General features: G+C 43.8%; 17 protein-coding genes. 9 read left to right on the plus strand and 8 right to left on the minus strand.

All coding sequences use genetic code 11. The features are described 5' to 3' along the window. The first annotated feature begins 3 nt into the window (after positions 1–3). The 3 genes from odhB to sucD all read left to right on the plus strand — a co-directional run bounded on the left by odhB (position 4) and on the right by sucD (position 3,464). Positions 4–1,212, plus strand: a complete 1,209-nt coding sequence (gene odhB, locus R7Q38_RS12150) for a 2-oxoglutarate dehydrogenase complex dihydrolipoyllysine-residue succinyltransferase (RefSeq protein ID WP_154204757.1) — start codon at positions 4–6, stop codon at positions 1,210–1,212. Between the two features lie 213 nt (positions 1,213–1,425). Further along, entirely contained in the window at positions 1,426–2,592 is a 1,167-nt protein-coding gene (gene sucC / locus R7Q38_RS12155) for an ADP-forming succinate--CoA ligase subunit beta (RefSeq protein WP_005382179.1), read from the plus strand. Next, positions 2,592–3,464, plus strand: coding sequence for a succinate--CoA ligase subunit alpha (gene sucD, locus R7Q38_RS12160; RefSeq protein WP_005382181.1), 873 nt, complete (start codon positions 2,592–2,594; stop codon positions 3,462–3,464). Before sucC ends, sucD begins: the two co-directional genes overlap by 1 nt. A gap of 119 nt (positions 3,465–3,583) precedes the next feature. Here the strand turns inward: sucD and znuB are convergent, their stop codons facing one another. Then, a complete protein-coding gene (gene znuB, locus R7Q38_RS12165; protein WP_005382183.1) occupies positions 3,584–4,369 on the minus strand; it encodes a zinc ABC transporter permease subunit ZnuB in 786 nt (261 codons plus the stop codon). Then, positions 4,362–5,150, minus strand: coding sequence for a zinc ABC transporter ATP-binding protein ZnuC (gene znuC / locus R7Q38_RS12170; protein ID WP_005382185.1), 789 nt, complete (start codon positions 5,148–5,150; stop codon positions 4,362–4,364). Before znuC ends, znuB begins: the two co-directional genes overlap by 8 nt. A 78-nt stretch (positions 5,151–5,228) precedes the next feature. Between znuC and znuA the strand changes: the two genes are divergently transcribed. From znuA to R7Q38_RS12195, 5 genes are all read left to right on the plus strand, one after another. Beyond that, positions 5,229–6,116, plus strand: a complete 888-nt coding sequence (gene znuA, locus R7Q38_RS12175; RefSeq protein WP_149191961.1) for a zinc ABC transporter substrate-binding protein ZnuA — start codon at positions 5,229–5,231, stop codon at positions 6,114–6,116. A 202-nt stretch (positions 6,117–6,318) separates the two neighbouring features. Next, complete coding sequence (locus tag R7Q38_RS12180) at positions 6,319–9,696, plus strand: helix-turn-helix domain-containing protein (protein ID WP_239938473.1); 3,378 nt, start codon at positions 6,319–6,321, stop codon at positions 9,694–9,696. 833 nt (positions 9,697–10,529) lie between these two features. Continuing rightward, a complete protein-coding gene (locus R7Q38_RS12185) occupies positions 10,530–10,757 on the plus strand; it encodes a ferrous iron transport protein A (RefSeq protein ID WP_005382190.1) in 228 nt (75 codons plus the stop codon). Next, on the plus strand, positions 10,757–13,033 hold the full coding sequence (gene feoB / locus R7Q38_RS12190; RefSeq protein WP_239938472.1) for a Fe(2+) transporter permease subunit FeoB: 2,277 nt from the start codon (positions 10,757–10,759) through the stop codon (positions 13,031–13,033). The genes R7Q38_RS12185 and feoB overlap by 1 nt, the downstream gene beginning before the upstream one ends. Beyond that, positions 13,030–13,260: a FeoC-like transcriptional regulator gene (locus tag R7Q38_RS12195; protein ID WP_005382192.1), complete on the plus strand. Its 231-nt coding sequence runs from the start codon at positions 13,030–13,032 to the stop codon at positions 13,258–13,260. The genes feoB and R7Q38_RS12195 overlap by 4 nt, the downstream gene beginning before the upstream one ends. Before the next feature lie 108 nt (positions 13,261–13,368). On the opposite strand, the gene R7Q38_RS12200 is transcribed toward R7Q38_RS12195, so the two are convergent. The 3 genes from R7Q38_RS12200 to argS all read right to left on the minus strand — a co-directional run bounded on the left by R7Q38_RS12200 (position 13,369) and on the right by argS (position 16,363). After that, the gene (locus tag R7Q38_RS12200; protein ID WP_042523163.1) at positions 13,369–13,890 is read right to left on the minus strand and encodes a YqhA family protein; all 522 of its coding nucleotides are present in this window, start codon (positions 13,888–13,890) and stop codon (positions 13,369–13,371) included. 150 nt (positions 13,891–14,040) lie between these two features. Continuing rightward, complete coding sequence (locus R7Q38_RS12205) at positions 14,041–14,469, minus strand: HIT family protein (RefSeq protein WP_005446436.1); 429 nt, start codon at positions 14,467–14,469, stop codon at positions 14,041–14,043. A 160-nt stretch (positions 14,470–14,629) separates the two neighbouring features. Then, the gene (gene argS, locus R7Q38_RS12210; protein WP_054576704.1) at positions 14,630–16,363 is read right to left on the minus strand and encodes an arginine--tRNA ligase; all 1,734 of its coding nucleotides are present in this window, start codon (positions 16,361–16,363) and stop codon (positions 14,630–14,632) included. Between the two features lie 220 nt (positions 16,364–16,583). Between argS and R7Q38_RS12215 the strand changes: the two genes are divergently transcribed. Further along, entirely contained in the window at positions 16,584–17,180 is a 597-nt protein-coding gene (locus tag R7Q38_RS12215) for a VOC family protein (protein WP_167415073.1), read from the plus strand. A gap of 72 nt (positions 17,181–17,252) precedes the next feature. Here R7Q38_RS12215 and R7Q38_RS12220 read toward each other — a convergent pair whose 3' ends face one another. From R7Q38_RS12220 to purU, 3 genes are all read right to left on the minus strand, one after another. Beyond that, a complete protein-coding gene (locus R7Q38_RS12220; protein WP_005382200.1) occupies positions 17,253–17,621 on the minus strand; it encodes a hypothetical protein in 369 nt (122 codons plus the stop codon). Positions 17,622–17,625: 4 nt separating this feature from the next. Further along, positions 17,626–19,245 (minus strand): S1 family peptidase, encoded by a 1,620-nt coding sequence (locus R7Q38_RS12225; RefSeq protein WP_167415074.1) that lies wholly within the window; start codon positions 19,243–19,245, stop codon positions 17,626–17,628. A 206-nt stretch (positions 19,246–19,451) separates the two neighbouring features. Then, complete coding sequence (purU, locus tag R7Q38_RS12230) at positions 19,452–20,285, minus strand: formyltetrahydrofolate deformylase (RefSeq protein WP_005382206.1); 834 nt, start codon at positions 20,283–20,285, stop codon at positions 19,452–19,454. Between the last annotated feature and the right edge of the window lie 182 nt (positions 20,286–20,467).

The following is a 20,467-nucleotide window of genomic DNA, read 5'->3' on the forward strand; positions in this document are numbered from 1 at the left end:
GATATGACAATTGAAATTCTGGTTCCAGATTTACCTGAATCAGTTGCTGATGCAACCGTAGCGACATGGCACAAACAACCAGGCGACGCAGTAGAGCGTGACGAGGTTTTGGTTGACATCGAAACAGACAAAGTTGTGCTAGAAGTTCCAGCTCCGGAAGCTGGCGTTTTAGAAGCTATTGTTGAAGCAGAAGGTGCGACAGTACTTTCTAAACAAATTATTGCTAAATTGAAGCCAGGCGCAGTTGCAGGTGAACCAACTGCAGACAAAACAGAAGGTACTGAAGCATCTCCTGATAAGCGTCACAAAGCTGCGCTTAGCGAAGAAAGTAATGACGCACTAAGCCCAGCAGTGCGCCGTTTATTGGCTGAACATGGCTTAGAAGCAAGCCAAGTGAAAGGCACTGGTGTTGGTGGTCGTATTACGCGCGAAGATATTGAAGCGCATCTTGCGAACGCTAAATCTACGTCAAAAGAAGACTCGCCAGCAGTGGTTGACGTGCCAGCAGCAGCTCGCAGTCAGAAACGTGTTCCAATGACTCGCCTTCGTAAGACAGTTGCTAACCGTCTGCTAGAAGCGAAGAACAACACGGCAATGCTAACGACGTTTAACGAAGTCAACATGAAACCAATCATGGACCTTCGTAAGCAGTACAAAGATCAGTTCGAAGAGCGTCACGGTATTCGTTTGGGCTTCATGTCTTTCTACGTGAAAGCAGTAACAGAAGCGCTTAAGCGTTACCCAGAAGTAAATGCTTCGATTGATGGCGATGACATTGTTTACCACAACTACTTCGACATTAGCATGGCGGTATCAACGCCACGTGGTCTAGTTACACCTGTCCTAAAAGACTGTGACAAGCTTGGTTTCGCTGATGTTGAAAAAGGCATCAAAGAGCTGGCTATTAAAGGTCGTGATGGCAAGCTAACGGTAGACGAGCTAATGGGCGGTAACTTCACTATCACAAACGGTGGTGTGTTTGGTTCACTTATGTCTACACCAATTATCAACCCACCTCAATCAGCGATTCTTGGTATGCATAAGATCCAAGAGCGTCCGATGGCAGTGGATGGCAAAGTTGAAATCTTGCCGATGATGTACCTAGCGTTATCTTACGATCACCGCCTAATTGATGGTCGTGAATCAGTTGGCTTCCTAGTAACGATTAAAGAGTTACTAGAGGACCCAGCACGTCTCCTATTAGACGTTTAATATCGCTAAAACGTCTAGTTATCGTAGGTAGCTAGACGTTAAAAATTTCAATGGCTAGACTAGCTCAACGTTTGGCCTTCATTTGAATCCTTCAGTATGAGAACTCATGATGAAGGATTGATTTGAGAAGACCCTACAGACGTACAAGCAGCCAAGACTGCAGCGTTATGGAAATAATAAATCCCTTAAGGGAAAAACAAACGGAATATCGAAATGAATTTGCATGAATACCAAGCCAAACAGCTGTTTGCAGAATTCGGTTTGCCTGTGCCAGAAGGCTACGCGTGTGATACACCACAAGAAGCTTTTGAAGCCGCAGGCCGTATTAGTACAGCCAAGAAAGTAGTTAAATGTCAGGTTCACGCTGGTGGCCGTGGTAAAGCGGGTGGCGTAGAGCTACACGATACAAAAGAAGGCGTTAAAGAGTTTGCACAGAAGTGGTTAGGTAAAAACCTAGTAACTTACCAAACAGACGCAAATGGTCAGCCAGTAACAAAAATCCTTGTTGAAGAAGCTTCAAATATTGCGAACGAACTATACCTAGGTGCGGTAGTTGACCGTGCTAGCCGTAAGATCGTTTTCATGGCTTCTACCGAAGGTGGTGTGGAAATTGAAAAAGTTGCGGAAGAAACGCCGGAACTCATCCACAAAGCAGCAATTGACCCACTAGTAGGTCCACAAGCTTACCAAGGTCGTGAGCTAGCGTTCAAACTTGGTCTTGAAGGCGACCAAATCAAACAATTCGTTAAGATCTTTATGGGTCTTGGCACTATGTTTTCTCAGTACGATCTTGCTCTGCTAGAGATCAACCCACTTGTGATTACTGGTGAAGGCAACTTGCTATGTCTTGACGGTAAGATCAACATCGACTCAAACGCACTGTACCGTCAGCCTAAGCTTCGTGAAATGCACGATCCTTCACAAGAAGATGAGCGTGAAGCACACGCAGCTCAGTGGGAGCTGAACTACGTAGCACTAGACGGTAACGTTGGCTGTATGGTTAACGGTGCAGGCCTAGCAATGGGTACGATGGATATCGTAAACCTACACGGCGGCAAACCAGCTAACTTCTTAGATGTAGGTGGCGGCGCGACGAAAGAGCGTGTTGCTGAAGCATTCAAGATCATCCTATCTGATGACAATGTGAAAGCGGTACTTGTTAACATCTTCGGTGGTATTGTACGTTGTGACATGATCGCAGAAGGTATTATCGGTGCGGTTAAAGAGGTAGGCGTAAGCGTACCTGTTGTTGTTCGTCTTGAAGGTACTAACGCTGACCTAGGTCGCGAAGTTCTTGCTAATTCTGATGTTGATATCATTGCTGCTGAGTCGCTAACTGATGCTGCTCAGAAAGTTGTTGCTGCTGCGGAGGCTAAATAATGTCTGTATTAATTAACAAAGACACTAAAGTAATCTGTCAGGGGTTCACTGGTGGTCAAGGTACTTTCCACTCAGAGCAAGCTATCGCATACGGTACGCAAATGGTTGGCGGTGTGTCTCCAGGTAAAGGTGGCCAAACTCACCTAGGTCTTCCTGTATTCAACACAGTTCGTGAAGCAGTAGAAGCGACTGGTGCAACAGCGACAGTCATCTACGTACCAGCACCTTTCTGTAAAGATGCAATCCTAGAAGCGATTGACGCGGGTATCGAGCTAATCGTAACGATTACTGAAGGTATCCCTACAACAGATATGATCGACGTGAAAGTGAAGCTAGAAGAAACTGGCGTTCGCATGATCGGTCCTAACTGTCCGGGTGTTATCACTCCTGATGAGTGTAAGATCGGTATCATGCCTGGTCACATTCACAAGAAAGGCAAAGTAGGTATCGTATCTCGTAGCGGTACTCTAACTTACGAAGCAGTTAAACAAACCACTGACGAAGGTTTCGGCCAGTCTACTTGTGTTGGTATCGGTGGTGACCCAATCCCGGGTTCAAACTTCATTGATATCCTAAAACTGTTCCAAGAAGACCCTGAGACAGAAGCGATCGTTATGATCGGTGAGATCGGTGGTACTGCAGAAGAAGAAGCAGCAGCATACATTAAAGAAAATGTAACGAAGCCAGTGGTTTCTTACATTGCTGGTGTAACTGCACCTCCTGGTAAGCGTATGGGCCATGCTGGTGCGATTATCTCTGGTGGTAAAGGTACTGCTGAAGACAAATTTGCTGCACTAGAAGCGGCTGGCGTTAAAACTGTGAAATCTCTAGCAGAGATTGGCCAAGGTCTACGTGAAGTGACGGGTTGGTAATCGACCACACTACTTAATAAGTATTAAAAAGCCTGCGATTTCGCAGGCTTTTCTTTTTCCGTTTCCGTGGGTTTATGTTTGTTGTTAGCAAGGTCTTTCGCGTTTAATACTCAATGCGATTATGCTTTGCTTTTAATCAGCTGGCTCAGCATAAATAAGGATGTTGCGCTGATCACTACGGAAGGGCCGGCCGGTGTATCGAAGTGCCATGATAGGCTAAGCCCCATCAGTACTGCCACTGAGCCAATAATGGATGCGAACAATGCCATTTGCTCTGGTGATGAAGAGACTTTACGTGCTGTTGCTGCTGGGATAATTAGGAGCGAAGTCATGATCAACGCGCCAACGAACTTCATACCTACTGCGATTACTACACCCACCATTAGCATTAACACCAATCTAACTAAGTCTGTATTCACGCCCTCAACAGCGGCAAGTTCTTCACTAACAGTGCTAGAAAGCAGTGGGCGCCAGAAGACGTACAAACACGCACTTACCGCAACAACACCTGCGTAAATAAACATCAGATCTTGTGGAGAGACGGCAAGTAAGTCCCCAAATAGGTAGCTCATTAAATCGACGCGCACGTTTTCCAAAAAGCTAACCGATACTAAACCGATAGAGAGTGCACTGTGTGCCAAGATACCTAACAACGTGTCTGTAGCCACAAGTTGTTGCTTTTGCAGAGTGACAAGCAAAACGGCCAGAGCTAAACAGCAGACGAGTAGCGCAAGGTAGAGATTTACGTTGAGCAAGAAGCCCAGCGCTAAGCCCATTAACGATGCATGAGCTAGGGTATCTCCGAAGTAAGCCATTTTACGCCAAACGACAAATGACCCAAGTGGACCGGCAATGATCGCGATACCAATACCAGCAAGAATAGAAGGTAGGAGAAACTCAATCATGATGGTGATGTCCGTGTTTATGGTGGGAGCATGATGTCGCATCACCGCTTACTGGCGTTCCGGATAAATCGTGATGATGGTGCTCATGGTCGTGATGATAAAACGCGAGAGACTCTCTCGCTGCATTGCCAAATAGTGCGATGTAAGAAGGGTGCTGAGTAATAGTGGCAGGTGAACCTGAGCAGCAAACATGGTGATGCAGACAAATAACATCGTCCGTTTTCGCCATCACTAAATGTAAGTCATGCGATACCATAAATACGCCACAATCAAAGCGGTGACGAATGCTCTCAATTAAGTCATAGAGATCGATTTGACCTTGGATATCCACTCCCTGAGCTGGTTCGTCTAATACCAATAGCTGAGGACGTTGAAGCAGAGCACGAGCCAGTAACACTCGTTGGTTTTCACCACCGGATAAGCGATGCATATTACTATTAAGTAAATGTTCAGCGCCAACAAGCCTTAATGCATCAATGCACTCCTGCTTACTGTATTTTCCTGCTAAATTTAGAAAGCGGGTTACATTCAATGGAAGGGAGTCATTGAGCTTCAACTTTTGAGGAACGTAACCAATTTTCAGTTTTCTTTGTCGGTTCAACTTGCCGCTAGTCGGCTTTTGAAGACCTAAGATAACTTTGACTAACGTTGATTTTCCCGCTCCATTGGGACCAATTAGGGTAGTTATTTTGCCCTTTTCTAATTCCATACTAATGTTATCGAGAACTCTGCGGCCATCGAACTCGACGCATAACTGCTCAAGATGGACTAAGGAAGACATGAATGAAACTCATTTGCAAATCAATAATGTTATAATGTAACATTATCTCACTTTCCACGCCATATCCCAAGTAAAACTATGAAAAGAGCATTAATTCTTGCTGCCTCAGCAATGTTAACACTTCCAGCACAGGCAGTAACGGTACTGACGAGTATCAAACCTATTCAGTTGTTAGTAACAGAGCTTACTCAAGGAGTAACTTCACCAGACGTGCTATTGCAGTCTAACACATCACCCCATGACTATGCTTTGCGTCCATCGGATGTTAAAAAGGTCGCTTCGGCTGATTTGGTTATCTGGTACGGACATGATCTCGAACCGTTTCTAGAGAAAGTTGTTTCGGATAGATCGAATACTTTGACTATTAGTCAAATTCCAAATCTAGAATTGCGTGAATTTGATAGTGAGCACAACCATGACCATGATGGGCACGATCATGGCTCACATGATCCGCACTTTTGGCTAGGTGTAAGCCAAGCACAACAAGTGGCCAAGGCTGTTGTGAATCAACTTGTATCACTTGATCCGAAAAATGCAGCTCAATATCAAGCGAACCTCAAAAAGTTTGAACTCGAGCTAAAAGACACTGACCAACAGATAAAGCAGAAGCTGGCACCAGTAAAAAACAAAGGTTACTTTGTATTCCATGATGCTTACGGTTATTTCGAAGATCGCTATGAACTAAATCAAATGGGGCATTTTACTGTGAGCCCAGAACGCAAGCCAGGAGCGAAGACCTTAATTCAAATTCGTCAAAAGCTAAGTGGTGGAGATGTGGCTTGTGTATTTTCTGAACCTCAGTTTACCCCGGCTGTCGTTCAGAGCGTAATGAGAGGCAGTGATGTCGCTAAAGGCGAGCTTGACCCGTTAGGGAGTACAATTGAAGCAAAACCTGGCAGTTACTTTACTTTTCTCAACAATATGGCGAATAGTTTTGAGCAATGCTTGAACAAAAAGTCAGATTAAGTGCTGTCGTAATGTAGGAGTAGTCTTTTTAACGTGATCCAGTAGTAAGAATTACAACCTTTGGTAAGGCGAACCTTTTCTCAGAAAGTAATTGAGATATCATTACCAATAATTATCAGCTCAAAATAACCGTATAAATCCATGTTTTACAAACGATGAACGGTCACTTTCAGAGCACAAACTGATACAAAAGGTTTTCGTCTTGCTACGCCAATTAGCCCTTGCTCTGTTGGGCTTTGTCTTATCCTACCAAGCATTTGCGCTTCATAATGCAAATGCAATCTTTTACCCTTTGCCAACTCAGGCAAAGGGTACTTTTATCGCGGCTAAAAAGTTGTTCTTGGGTGAAAAGGGCGGTTTGTGGATTCATGACGTACACGGGAGAGTCCTGTTTTACGATGGTCAAACTATATTGCCTAAATCAGGTAGCTTCCTACAAACGTCGGCCAAGCAGTTGGCTTATCATAAAGGTGCTTTTTGGACCTTTATTGAAAATGAGGTCTATCGAACCTATCCAAATCAGGAACGACGTTTAGTCTTTAGTTTAAATCCAGGCTCACAAATAAGAAAAATAGGGTCTTCAAAGAACTATATTTGGGTGAGTGATGGCGCGCATTTCTATACCTACAATATCGACACTAGCGAATTAAACTCTTTCTCTCTATTGCAGCTCTATCAACATAGTAATAATAGCTACGTTTACATTAATGATGCGGTGCTAGTTGAAACGAAGTGGGCACTAGCAACGACTTCCGGCTTCTATCTTTCTGAAGGTGATAAGTTTGACCATGTCGCTGCCTCAGGTCAAAACTACATTGAGAAAGTCTATTATTCACACACGCGAAGAGAAATTTTGATAGGTACATTGCGTGGCGCTTTAATTTTCAACATTTACCAGCCTGATAAAGAAGTGATTAGAATTGGCGGCTCACATGTTTTGACATTCGCAGAGACAAATCAAGAGTATTGGGTGGGGACCGAGCATGGTCTTTATTTGTACTCATTTTTTTCAGGTGAGGTCACCGAAGTCGCGCCTGCAAGTTTTCTTGAGTTAGAGTTAGATAACACGAAGATTTATTCGTTGTTGAGCGACAATATGGGAGGGATGTGGATTGCGACTAACCAAGGTATTCGTTATTACTCGCTATTTAGTAAAAAATTTGAACGAGTGACCTTTAGTAGTTATGACTCACACACCCTATCAGGACGAATTCGGCAAACTATTGAAGGTCCTGATGGTGCGCTTTGGTTTGCTGATGACCGAAAGATTTATCGTTCAGGAAAGAGTGGGATTAACCAAGTCTTAGAGTTGGAGTCGCAGATCAATGAATTTGCGTTTCAAAACGACATGCTTTGGCTTGCGACCTCAAAAGGGCTGGAAATATTTGAGCTAAATGGTCTCAACAAGATTACATTTCCTTATTTACAGGTTATGGCCGGACATGCCGTAGAGCATGTGACCGTTGATGGTGATGACCGTCTTTGGGTATCAAGCGGATACCATCTTTACAATGTTGATACTGCTGCACGAAGCGTACGAAACTTTGGAAGTGAGTGGCTAGTAAGTCAGTATTTGCCAGCTAAGGTTACGCGTCTATATGATACTGAAGACGCGCTATTAATAGGCACCGATCATGGCGTATACCAATACAGTAATGACAACATCCAGTTTATCCGTTTTTCAGAAAAGTTTGGTGAATCATTAGACATGACCACGGCGGTTGATGGCAGCCAGTGGTTTGCTTCATCTTATGGTGTGTTTAAAACTGATACACGAAGCGATGAAAAACGTGTTGTTGAAATGAGTGAGCCCAACGCCAGACCTGCTTGCTTGATCAGAGACAGGCAAGGTGTATGGTTAGCTTCCTCTGTCGGTTTAAGCTATTACCACCTTTCAGGTGAGTTAGTGAAACATTACTCATCGTCATCAGGCTTAATGAACAATGAGTTCCTCCCTGGTATTTGTAGCGTTATACAGCAGACAGAAATTGGTGAGCGAGAGCTTGTTCTGGGGTCGAAGTACGGACTCGTAAAAGCAGAAGCATCCAAGCTGCTTGTATCTAATCCCCCAGAGTCTAAGTTTATTGTTAGCCAAGTTGTGCTTGAAAATGAAGTTCTGCAAGTTGGTAGTGCCGATCTGAATGGGCTCACACTGCCATATGGATCTTCGCTGAGTTTTTTATTCGGTGTGATGCCAAAACCAGACAGTCAAAATTTGTACTATCGATTGAACAACGATGACCCATGGCAAACGTTAGAGGGGGGCCAACTGACACTCGAGCACCTTAGTTCCGGTGAATATCACTTGCAGGTCAGTAATGAGTCTCAAGTTGCCACTGGAGTCGTTGGTTTAGAATCTCACTTTATCGTCCTTCATCCTTGGTATCTATCGCGATTTGCTATTTTAGGCTTTGTCGTAGCTAGTATTGCGGTCGTCGCATTACTTGTTTTCTGGCGCTCTCGCTACGTTGTACAGGCTAACCGTGATCTAGCAGCTCAAGTGACTCTCAAAACGAATCAGTTAAGACATCAAAGTAGAGTGTTGCTTACGAGCAACCAGCAATTACGTAAACAGATTCAAGTTAGAAACCTACTCGTAGACCATGTAGCTCTATCCATAAAATCAAGCGTCGACTTTATTGTGGCGAAACTACCTATGCCTCTCGATACTGCGACGGAGGATCATTTGGCTAAAACGAATTGGCAGTTAAATGAACTCAAAAGCGTTCCAAGTGATGTAAGTGGTGGGAGTCAGAACTACAACTTGAGTCAGATAACTCAGTCAGTGGTTGATGTATGGCAAGATGACTTTGCAAAAGCGGGTATTTTGGTAGAGCTAGAAGATGAGAGTAAGCAGAGCCGGGTTGCTCTGGAAAGCTTTAATCTTGATGTTATTTTCAATAGCATTTTTGCCAATATCATCAAGCGCTCTTTCCGGGGTCAAACGGTTAGAATTATGCTAGAAAAGGGGCATGATATTGTGTCATTGAGCTTTCTTGATTACGGGACGCAATTACCTAATAAAGTCGCGACTGGGCTTCCATCTAACTTAAATCACTCTGAGTTGAGTATTGACCACCTTGCCCAACTAGTGACAACGAGTGGTGGTTATTTGGCTGTCTTCTCTTCTGATGCTCAAAACAAAGTCGAGATTACATGGCCATCTGCGAAGGAAAGTAGTTATCTGGATGAACCGCAGCAAGAACTCAATCCTGTAACTATTGCAGAAGATCAAGTCACACCAGAGAAAGAGTGGTTGCAAAAAGTCTATCAATTAGTGGCAGAGCATTACCATGATCCTGAATTTGGCACTGCGTCAGCCGCTAAAATGCTGTATATGTCTGAACGCTCTTTGCAGAGACGTTTTAAATCTGCCTCGTCAAGAACGTTAAAAGACTATGTCACAGAGGTTCGTTTAGAAACGGCGTGTGAACAGTTATTGGCGGGTGAGAAAATCAGTGACGTCGCCTTTAACTGTGGCTTTAATGATCCATCTTACTTTAGCCAAAAGTTTAAGCTGCATTTTGGTTTGCCCCCTTCCAAGTTTGCTTTGACTCAAGAAAGCCAAGAAATTAACTAGAAAACCTTCATTATACGCTCCCTAGTTAATAGTTAAGATGCTGGGGAGCTGCATACAGTGCTCTATTATTGCTGCAGTTGCTAACGCAGTAAGTTTCATTGTTTCTTCATCACATCTAGCCTACAAATCCATTCTCAACACGTAAGCACGATCACGTTCTATCTGTTAGTCGCGATGTTCATAGCAATAAGCATAAATGGCTTCAAGAGAATGATTTACTGATAGTTGCAACAAATAAATGACAGTTGTATTGCTGTATCAAAAGAGCGTGGTTCATTTGGGGGAGTGATGGCATGCGACATTCGTGAAAACGAAAACTGTGTTGAAAAGATGAATAAGGTAAAGAAGTTTTGAAAGAGGTGAAAAAAAATATCGTGGTATAGCCGGGGGGACTATACCACGGGTGTCAAGGACACCTTCGCTTGCTGCCGGAGTGACATGTTGCCATGCCACCTCTGGAATTTATTAGAGAGGTTGCCCTCTCGATGGAGTAACTATACGAGAGGTTACTTATTTTTCTTATAAAAATAACGCCATGTTTATATGAGAAAAGCGACAACGTTTGGTTTTTTACTTAAGCCATTGTTTTAATTTGAATTTTTTGTTTTCTGTCTTGGTTTGTGACATTTTTGTTTCGTTAGGTGTCATTTGTAATTGTTAATTTTGACGTAAATAACGAGAGGAAATTTACGAAGTTAACGTTTGAAAGCGTGAAAACATTTACGGAATCTTTGATTTCACACAAGGATTGAAGGGGTATAGGGGAGTAATATTGGCAACCTAAACTTATTAAATAATAATATTTCTCATTAGCAATACTCTTAAGGGCCACTATGAAGTTATCAGAGATTAATCCTGGCGATACGGTGACGATTCGGTTGTTAGATGGTCTTTCATCAGATATCAGAAAGAAACTCATGGTAATGGGGCTGCTTCCCAATACAGAAGTCAAAGTGATTCGACGTGCGCCAATGGGCGATCCTTTACAAGTCGAAGTCCGTGGTGTGTCTGTCGCATTGCGAGAAACAATTGCTCAGAAAATTGAAGTGGAGCGAGTGTAATGCAATATCAAGTGCTAACCGTAGGTAACCCTAATAGTGGTAAAACGACGCTATTTAATGGTTTAACTGGCGCAAAACAGCAAGTTGGTAACTGGGCAGGCGTCACGGTTGAAAAGAAAACGGGACAATTCAAGCATGCTGGGGATGAGTTTTTGCTCACTGACCTTCCGGGTATTTACTCATTAGACAGTGGTAATGATAGTAATAGTATTGATGAATCCATCGCATCGCGTGCGGTTCTAACTCATCCTGCTGATCTCATTATTAACGTGGTGGATGCTACAAGTTTAGAGCGCAGCTTATACATGACGCTGCAACTTCGCGAACTTGGTCGCCCTATGATTGTTGTCCTCAACAAGATGGATGCGCTAAAGCGTGAACGTCAGATGATTAACGTTGCAGAGCTTGAGAAAACGTTAGGTTGTCCGGTTGTCAGTTTATCTGCAACCAATAAAACTCAAGTGGCAGAGTTTAAAGAAAAGCTCCATAAATCCATCGTTCAAGGAGTGCCACTTAAAGAATTGTCTTTGCATTACGGTGAGAAGATGGAGTCGGCAATTCAAACGGTTTCCGCACTTTTTAACGACCAAAACGTCGCTCATCGTGCACTAGCGATTCGTGCGCTTGAAAAAGACACAATGGTGCTCAATAGTCTTTCTGATATTGATAGAAGCAAAGTCTTGGAAGTCATTACGACGTTAGATTTGGATATCGATTTGCATGTCGCGGATACTAAGTACACGCATCTGCATGAACAGTGTAAAAAAGTTCGCCGAAGCGAAGGCAAGTTAAGTCGTAGTGTGACTGAAAGACTCGACCAGTTTATTTTGAACAAGTGGATTGGAATTCCTTTCTTCTTTGTTGTTATGTACCTGATGTTTATGTTCTCGATTAACATCGGTAGTGCATTTATCGACTTTTTTGACATTGGTGTGGGCGCATTATTGGTTGATGGTGGGCATCACTTGTTAGACGGTCATTTGCCTGTGTGGTTAGTGACGGTTCTTGCTGATGGTATCGGTGGTGGTATCCAGACGGTTGCAACCTTCATTCCGGTTATCGCGTGTTTGTACCTCTTCCTAGCGGTACTTGAGAGCTCAGGTTACATGGCTCGTGCAGCATTCGTACTAGATAAAGTGATGCAGAAGATCGGCCTACCGGGCAAAGCATTTGTACCGTTGGTTCTTGGTTTTGGCTGTAACGTACCGTCAATCATGGCAACTCGTACTCTAGACCAAGAACGTGAGCGTAAACTGGCTGCCTCTATGGCACCATTTATGTCATGTGGTGCTCGTCTGCCTGTATACGCGCTATTCGCTGCGGCATTCTTCCCAGGTTCTGGCCAGAACATTGTATTCGCACTTTACCTACTTGGTATTGTGGCAGCGATCTTCACAGGTCTTTTCCTTAAGCACACGCTTTACCCAGGTAGCAGCGACAGCCTAGTGATGGAAATGCCAGATTACGAGCTTCCGACGCTACAAAACGTGGTGATCAAAACTTGGCAAAAGCTAAAGCGCTTTGTACTTGGTGCAGGTAAAACCATCGTTATCGTTGTTGCTATTCTGAGTTTCTTCAACTCATTGGGTACTGATGGCAGTTTTGGTAACGAAGACAGCGAAAACTCTGTGCTTTCTAAAGCAGCGCAAGTAGTGACTCCAGTATTCTCACCAATCGGTGTTCAAGAAGACAACTGGCCAGCGACGGTAGGTATCATTACTGGTATCTTCGCAAAAGAGGCGGTAGTTGGTACGCTGAACAGTCTATACACTACGCCAAGCGACGGTGAAGACGCAGAATTTGATCTAATGGGCAGCCTAGAAGAGGCAGTAATGAGTATCCCTGAAAACCTAGCCGGTTTGAGCTACTCAGATCCACTAGGCATTGAAGTGGGTGACTTAACTGACTCAAATGCCGTTGCCGAAGAACAAGAAGTCGATGCTTCTATCTTCGGTAACATTAAATCTCAGTTTGCTTCTGGCAATGCCGCATTTGCTTACCTAATCTTTATCCTACTGTACACACCTTGTGTGGCGGCGATGGGGGCTTACGTACGTGAGTTTGGTCATAAGTTCGCACGCTTTATTGCGGTTTGGACAATGGGCTTGGCTTACCTATGTGCGACGTTCTACAACCAATTGACGCATTTCGCAGATAGCCCAGTGACAAGTGGCATTTGGATGGCTGTGATCGTTGCTATCTTCTTTGGTACCTACCGTGTGTTCAAACAAGTTGGTAAGAAACAAAACGGTGCATTAGAGGCGCAAGTAGCATGATTTTAAAAGAGCTTTATCAATACATTGCAGACAAAGGAACCGTCTCCCAGTCAGATCTGGCTAAACAGTTTGGGATGAGTGAAGATGGCGCCGACGCGATGTTAAACGTGTGGATTAAGAAGGGCAAAATTAGCCGCCTAGTCGACACTAATAAAGCTCATGACGTGACTCGTGTTCGCTACTCAGTGACTAAACAAGATGGTTTGTCTCTGACAGTCACCATGTAGCGACTATCAAAATTAGTCACCTAAAAATTATCACGTAAAAACGACAAAGCCGCATCAGCAATGATGCGGCTTTTATTTTGCTGGTTATTGTTTGTGAATACAGCGAAATTAATGTTCTTCAGAGTGTTTAGTCGCGCCTAACCCTAGGAACTTCAAACCAAGACTTAAAACTAAAATCGAAATAGGTAATGTTAAGATCGTCCAATCTAAGCTGTCGAAGTTAATCAGCACGAGCTCTAAGAACTTCACAAACAAGATCACGATGATGACTTCAGCCAAAATGTTTTTTAGATGGCCGATGTTCGGGGTTCTGATCCAATGCAAAACCGACTGCTCTTGTGTTTTCGCTTTAGCTTTGTTGGAAATAAATAGTGTGTAGATGCCGTGAGCAAAGATGAACAAAACTAGTGCGACAAGAAACGTATCCAGTGACTTGATCAAATAAGCGATCGCGATGTCTGCTTTATCTAAATGTGCGAGTGCTTCTGGAGGTGTTTGATTGAGAATGAAGACCGCAAATGCCGAATAGGTTTTTGCTGCACCCATAAGAAAAAGCAAGAATGAAGCAGCCATGGAACAGATGATGGCGATCCAGCTGACGTATCGGAATGTGTTGAAGACTTGTTTCATGATGACCCTCTCTAACTGAGCTGGTAGTCTAAACAAGTTTTATTTTAGTGATAATCCCAGAAAAATGAGAAAGATTGTTACAAATACGTATTAATCTTTCTCTGTCTATTTCAGCCGTATTCAAAGGCGAATTATTTTCGCTTGCAGTTCTTATGCTTTTTGGAAAATAGAGCTCAGTGACAACACGTTTTTAATGCGACCAAGTAATTCGTTTTGCTCTTCTTCTGTACGGAATTCACCTTTGGTGTTACCCCAAACCGGTCCCGGCCATGCGACGTCATCTTTGAAGCGAGCAATATGGTGAATGTGCAGCTGTGGCACCATGTTACCTAGTGCGCCAAGGTTTAACTTGTCTGGACGGAATGTTGCTTCCAGTGCTTGGCTTACTGCCTGAGATTCTAGCAAAAACTGTTGCTGTTCTTTCATTGGCAAGTGGTGAAGCTCTTTTAGGTTTGCACGTTTAGGTACCAAAATAACCCATGGCACGGCATTGTCTTTATGCAGAAGTGCCACACACAGTGGGAAGTGACCGATAACGGTAGTGTCTTTTGCCAATTGAGGGTGCAGTTCAAAACTCATTATATTATCCGATTTGAATTGAATGACATCAGTATACGCCAGATAAAACAAAAGGTTGACGCTTTCACGCCAACCTTTTGAAATCATATCGATTCTCGATTCTCGATTCTCGATTCTCGATTCTCGATTCTCGATTCTCGATTCTCGATTCTCGAATCGCTTACATGCGCTCTAGAGTATCAATACCTAGTAGAGACAGACCTTGCTTGATGGTCTTCGCTGTTAGCGCTGCTAGTTTCAGACGGCTTTGTTTCACTGCTTCGTCTTCAGCAACTAGGATAGGGCACGCTTCGTAGAAGCTAGAGAACTGACCTGCTAGTTCGAATAGGTAGCTACACATGATGTGTGGTTGACCTTCGCGAGCGACAGATTGAACCGCTTCTTCGAACTGCATAAGCTTAGCAATAAGTGCTTTCTCTTTCTCATCAGTGATTTTGATGTCACCTTGGAGAGCGTCCATAGCAACACCAGCTTTAGCGAAAATAGAAGCTACGCGAGTGTATGCATATTGCATGTATGGTGCTGTGTTACCTTCAAACGCTAACATGTTGTCCCAATCGAACACGTAGTCAGTCGTACGGTGTTTAGATAAGTCAGAGTATTTAACCGCTGCCATTGCAACTGTTTTAGAGATCTTCTCTTTTTCTTCCGCATCTAGCTCAGGGTTTTTAGATTCGATCAGTTGTGCTGCACGAACTTCTGCTTCATCTAGAAGGTCGGCAAGGCGAACGGTACCACCCGCACGAGTCTTGAATGGCTTACCATCTTTACCAAGCATCATGCCGAACGCGTGGTGCTCAAGAGATACTGACTCTGGCACGTAGCCTGCTTTACGAACAATTGTCCAAGCTTGCATTAGGTGCTGGTGTTGACGTGAGTCGATGAAGTAAAGCACACGGTCTGCGCTTAGCTCTTCATAACGATATTTTGCACATGCGATGTCTGTTGTTGTGTATAGGAAACCGCCATCGCGTTTTTGAACGATAACGCCCATTGGTTCGCCATCTTTGTTCTTGTATTCATCTAGGAATACAACTTGCGCGCCATCATCTTCAACGGCAAGACCTTGTTCTTTTAGGTCTGCAACGATCTTAGGAAGCATGTCGTTGTACATGCTCTCGCCCATCACGTCGTCACGAGTCAGTGACACGTTTAGACGGTCGTAGTTGCGCTGGTTTTGGATCATGGTTACATCAACGAGTTTTTTCCACATTTCTGCACAGTACTCGTCACCGCTTTGCAGTTTCACAACGTAGTTTCGCGCCTTTACTGCGAAGTCTTCATCTTCGTCGTACAGCTTTTTCGATTCGCGGTAGAAGCCTTCAAGGTCCGCAAGTTCCATAGAAACTTCGCCAGACTCTTGTTGTACACGCTCAAGGTTTGCGATAAGCATACCGAACTGAGTACCCCAGTCGCCGATGTGGTTCGCACGGATCACTTTGTGACCTAGGAACTCAAGAGTACGTACTACCGCATCACCGATGATGGTTGAACGTAGGTGACCAACGTGCATTTCTTTAGCAACGTTTGGTGCAGAGTAGTCAGCAACGATAGTTTGAGCTTCGTCTTCTGCAACGCCAAGACGTGAGTCAGCCAGTGCTGCTTCCGCTTGTTTTGCTAGGAACTCTTCGCTTAGGAAAATGTTGATGAAACCAGGGCCAGCGATTTCTGTCTTGCTCGCAATACCATCTAGGTCTAGAACATCCAGTACTTTCTGTGCAAATTCTCGTGGGTTAGTACCCAGTTTTTTAGCAACGCCCATTACGCCGTTTGCTTGGTAGTCACCAAATTGTGGCTTTGCTGATTGGCGTACTGCCGCAGGACTGCCTGCAGGTGCGCCAGCGGCTTCTAGAGCCTGAGATACTTTGTCATTAATAAGTGCTTGGATATTCACACGCGTTTCCTTCAATTCAAGGACGAAGAACTCGGCGAAGTAAGTGCCGAGTTCTGTTGGAGTTCACAAAAATGGGCCTAATGATAACAACTTTATTGCTTTTCATACAGAGAGGAATTGGGGAAATTTATACTTTTTCGATTGAATGGAAATGTGGTTTGGTTTGCGTTTACTATTGCGCTCAGAGTAATGAGATAAATCGCCCCAAAAGAGAACCACAATGACGACTCAACTAGTTGAAAAACGCCTAGCGCCTAAATTGATGATCCAAGATCTGGATGCATTTATGGCGAAGATTGAAGAGCTTGCATCCCTGTTAAAACTGGATCTGAGCTTTGCTCAAGCTGACCATATTGCGCTGCGAATTAATGATACTGAAACAGCAAAAGCCGCGCATGAAGCATGGAATCAATACGGTAAGGTGATTTCACAAGCGAAAATCAACGGTCGCCCGATTATTGTTATTGAATTCGACAAAGCGTTAGAAAGCCGTGGCTGGAAGATAGAGTGTCTGGAACTGCCATACCCTGCGGAAGGCAAAATCTACCCAACTGAAAGCTGGGAACATGTGGAGTTTGTTATTCCGTCTCATACCGAAACTGCAGACGAGTTTCTTGCTGATTTGAAACATACTTACCCAGCGTTTGGGGCGCGTTTTAATGAGTTGGAAGAGCTGGGTGTGAAGATCAAACTGTCGAGCCCGAAAGGGGATGGCGAACGCTTGAACAACCCAACGGTGGCGTTTAAGTACCAAGGCATTTGTATCAAGCTGCACCCGCATTCACTTAAGCGTATTGTGGAGTCTGAGCAGGCGTAAAACGCTAGGGTGAGAATTGCTGAGTTGCGATAGGCAAAAAGGGAGCCGAGGCTCCCTTTCGTAAGCGAATCACTATTTAGCCAGTGACTTGCTTTTTGGGTTGGTAATGGAAAGTTTTTTGCCTTTCAACTCTTCATCTAAAGGCAGTGTAAAAGTTTTGGCAAACGGCATTCGTTTACAATGATCCGCCTTGTCTCTAACGATAGTAATAAGAGCTTCTGTCTGTGAGCTTTGCTCTATTTTTAGGCTAAAATCATCGTTCTTACTGCAGCCGTTAGACTCTGTGATAAATGAAATTTGACTCTCACTTGTCCTATAAGTCTCTACCATCATTGCTTGGTGCTCAGACGTCTGGTTTGTTTGCAGTCCTGCGTTTGCTGAACATGCAGTTAAACTGATAGTGCCCAAACCAAGTAGGAATATCTTGAGTCTATGTTTCATCTCGTTACCTTTTTTTGCGTCGTACGAATGAACCTGCAGCCATTAACACCAGTAGGCCAATAGATAAACTGCCGCCTGAACTAGACTTTTTATTAACGTCGTTACCAGCATCGCCCGTATTATCTGTGCTGACTGACATATTTATGTTGCGAACAAATGCTTGCGCGCTGTAAATGCCACTTGAAAACGGGTGTTGGACGTATTCAAACGTTATCGTATTAGATGCTTTGTAAAGATCGATCTGGATCTCTTTATAATCGAGGAGTTGGTTGGTGCTATCGTAAATTTCACCATTAACTAAGATGAACAAGTAATCAAAACCATCGGACATTACTTTGAGATCCATGGTAAGTTTGCCCTTCGGAAGATCGGTCAAAACCAGCTCAGATACACCAGGATAAGCTCCCATATCCGCTGATTGCAGTTCACCATTTTCAGCCGTCCAAGCGTTTTGACCGGTATAAACATTTGCGTCTGCTAGCGGAATGGCATTACGCACTGATCTGCTTGCTTTATCTACACCTGAATACTCGAAAGTTGTTGTGAGTCTGGACAGTTTCGGATGATCGGTAAAGAGCTCTATCGTTGTTTCTGATCCCGAATAGCTAGGTTGGTAGCCGACGGTAATTTGACAGCTTTGCGAAGGCTTTAAGGTACCAGTACAAGTGCTTTTCTCGATGGTACTTCCGTATGATATTGTGCTTTGGTAGATGTTGAATGGGATAGTATCGTCATTACGAATAGTAAAGGTCTCTTGCTGCGCTTTTCGCTCAACGAAACGAAGATCTCGGTACTTAGTGAAGCTGATAGTATTGCGATGGCTATCTATCCATCCATTGTGTTGAAAATGAGCGACGTTGGCGTAAACACCATAAGCGTTTGGTTGAGCACATCCATCCCCCCAGCTGACCACGCCTAGCAATTTGTTGATACCGTTATCATCAACGATGAGTGGACCGCCGCTATCTCCTTGGCAGCTATCTTTACCTCCCCAATAGTATCCGGCGCAAATACCGTCATCTGATACATTAGAGTAGTTTCCTGGTAGGTTTTGGCAGGTAGCTCGATCTACGTATTCCAAATCTACTTGTTGTAAAACGGTTGGGTATATTCGGTCTGTCGTGGACGTATTTCCCCATCCAGCCACGTGCAACTTGTCTCCTACGCGTACGCTATCTAAAAGTTCTGGCGTTGCCAGGTCAATAGTTGCGCTATCGATATTGCGTTCTAATTCAATAAGAGCGATGTCATTGTTCGTTGTTATGTTGTTATATTCATCATGTGAATAGATATTTTTAATGGCGATGCGCTGTGCTTGAGACTCGTTGTTTTGGTCATAAAGACCAAGAACGATATCCAGATCGTCCGCATTAAGACCTTCCACACAGTGCGCAGCAGTTAATACGTATTTTCCACCTAGGAAACTGCCACCACAAAAGTGACCAATAGATGTAGGTTGTCCTTTACGTACCAGTGAAGCAATAAATTTCCAGTCGGAAGTGTTGGCAGGTTCGCCGCCGATAATGCGAGTGGATACATCATTCTGAACAGGCTCAAGAGTATCTGCGATTGTGGTTGCTGGTAAAGTCAGCCCAATCAGAAAAGCCACTAACGTTTTTTTCATTTTAATTCCGTAATATTAACGTGGTTTATTATAAGGAGGGCAAATGATAAACGGAATCATTCTCTCAGTAAATAGTTGTGGAGAAATGAAAAATTATAACGTATCGGTTTAACTTTGATGGTTAGAATTGGAGGGGGGATCTTCTGAAAAGATGAAACCCGCCAAGTTGGACGGGTTTCACTATCGTTGTAACTAGTACGGAGGGATTACAGGATCACTGTCTTATTCCCATAAACAAAGACGTGGTCATTGATCACTTTATTCAAAGCCTTACTCAATACGTTCTTCTCTACATCGCGTCCCGCTTGCGCCATATCTTGGGCATTGAATGTATGGTCGACAGGAATTACGTCTTGCTTGATGATCGGCCCTTCATCTAAATCATTAGTCACGAAGTGTGCTGTTGCACCGATGATTTTCACACCGCGATCGTAAGCTTGTTGATATGGCTTCGCGCCAATAAAAGCAGGTAAGAAGCTGTGATGAATATTAATGATTTTGTGGTGATATTTCTCAACAAACGTCGGCGTTAATACGCGCATGTATTTAGCTAGCACCAAAAAGTCAGCATCGTATTGATCGATCACTTCTAGCATCTTCTGCTCGTGTTCTTCACGGCTAAGGTTTTCATGGGTCACGTGGTGGTAAGGAATGTCGAAGCGCTCAGTGAGAGTTTGCAGTTTGTCGTAATTCCCCACCACAGCGGCGATCTCAACATCTAGGCTTCCATCGTAGGTTTTCATCAGAATATCGCCTAAACAATGCGCTTCTTTTGTGACGAGAATGACGATGCGCTTACGGCGAGAGCCAACCAATTTACGCTTAGCACCTTGCGGGAGAGCTTGGTCCAAGTCGGCAAGAAACGTTTGATCGTTGAAGTATCCCTCTAGCTCCGTTCTCATGAAAAAGTGGCCACTGGTATTATCAACAAATTCGTTATTGTGAACGATGTTGAGTTGGTGCTTGTAACAGATATTAGTAATTTTCGAGATGAGACCCGGGGCGTCAGAACAGTGGGTCAACAGTGTTTTCTTTTCCATAAATCAGGTACTTCCATGCATTAATATTTTAGCGTACGAATTTGTTATTATTCCCTGGCGGGTGTAACTGTACTGCCATGTTTCACCATAAATAATCTATTCTTACTTTGGTTTCAACAAAATATCCGCGTGTCGCCGCAAGCTGGTCAGATTGTGGGCTGATGTCACTCCTATTCCTCTGA

Origin of the sequence: Vibrio sp. Vb0598 (assembly GCF_033338935.1) — a bacterium.
GTDB classification, from domain to species: domain Bacteria; phylum Pseudomonadota; class Gammaproteobacteria; order Enterobacterales; family Vibrionaceae; genus Vibrio; species Vibrio alginolyticus.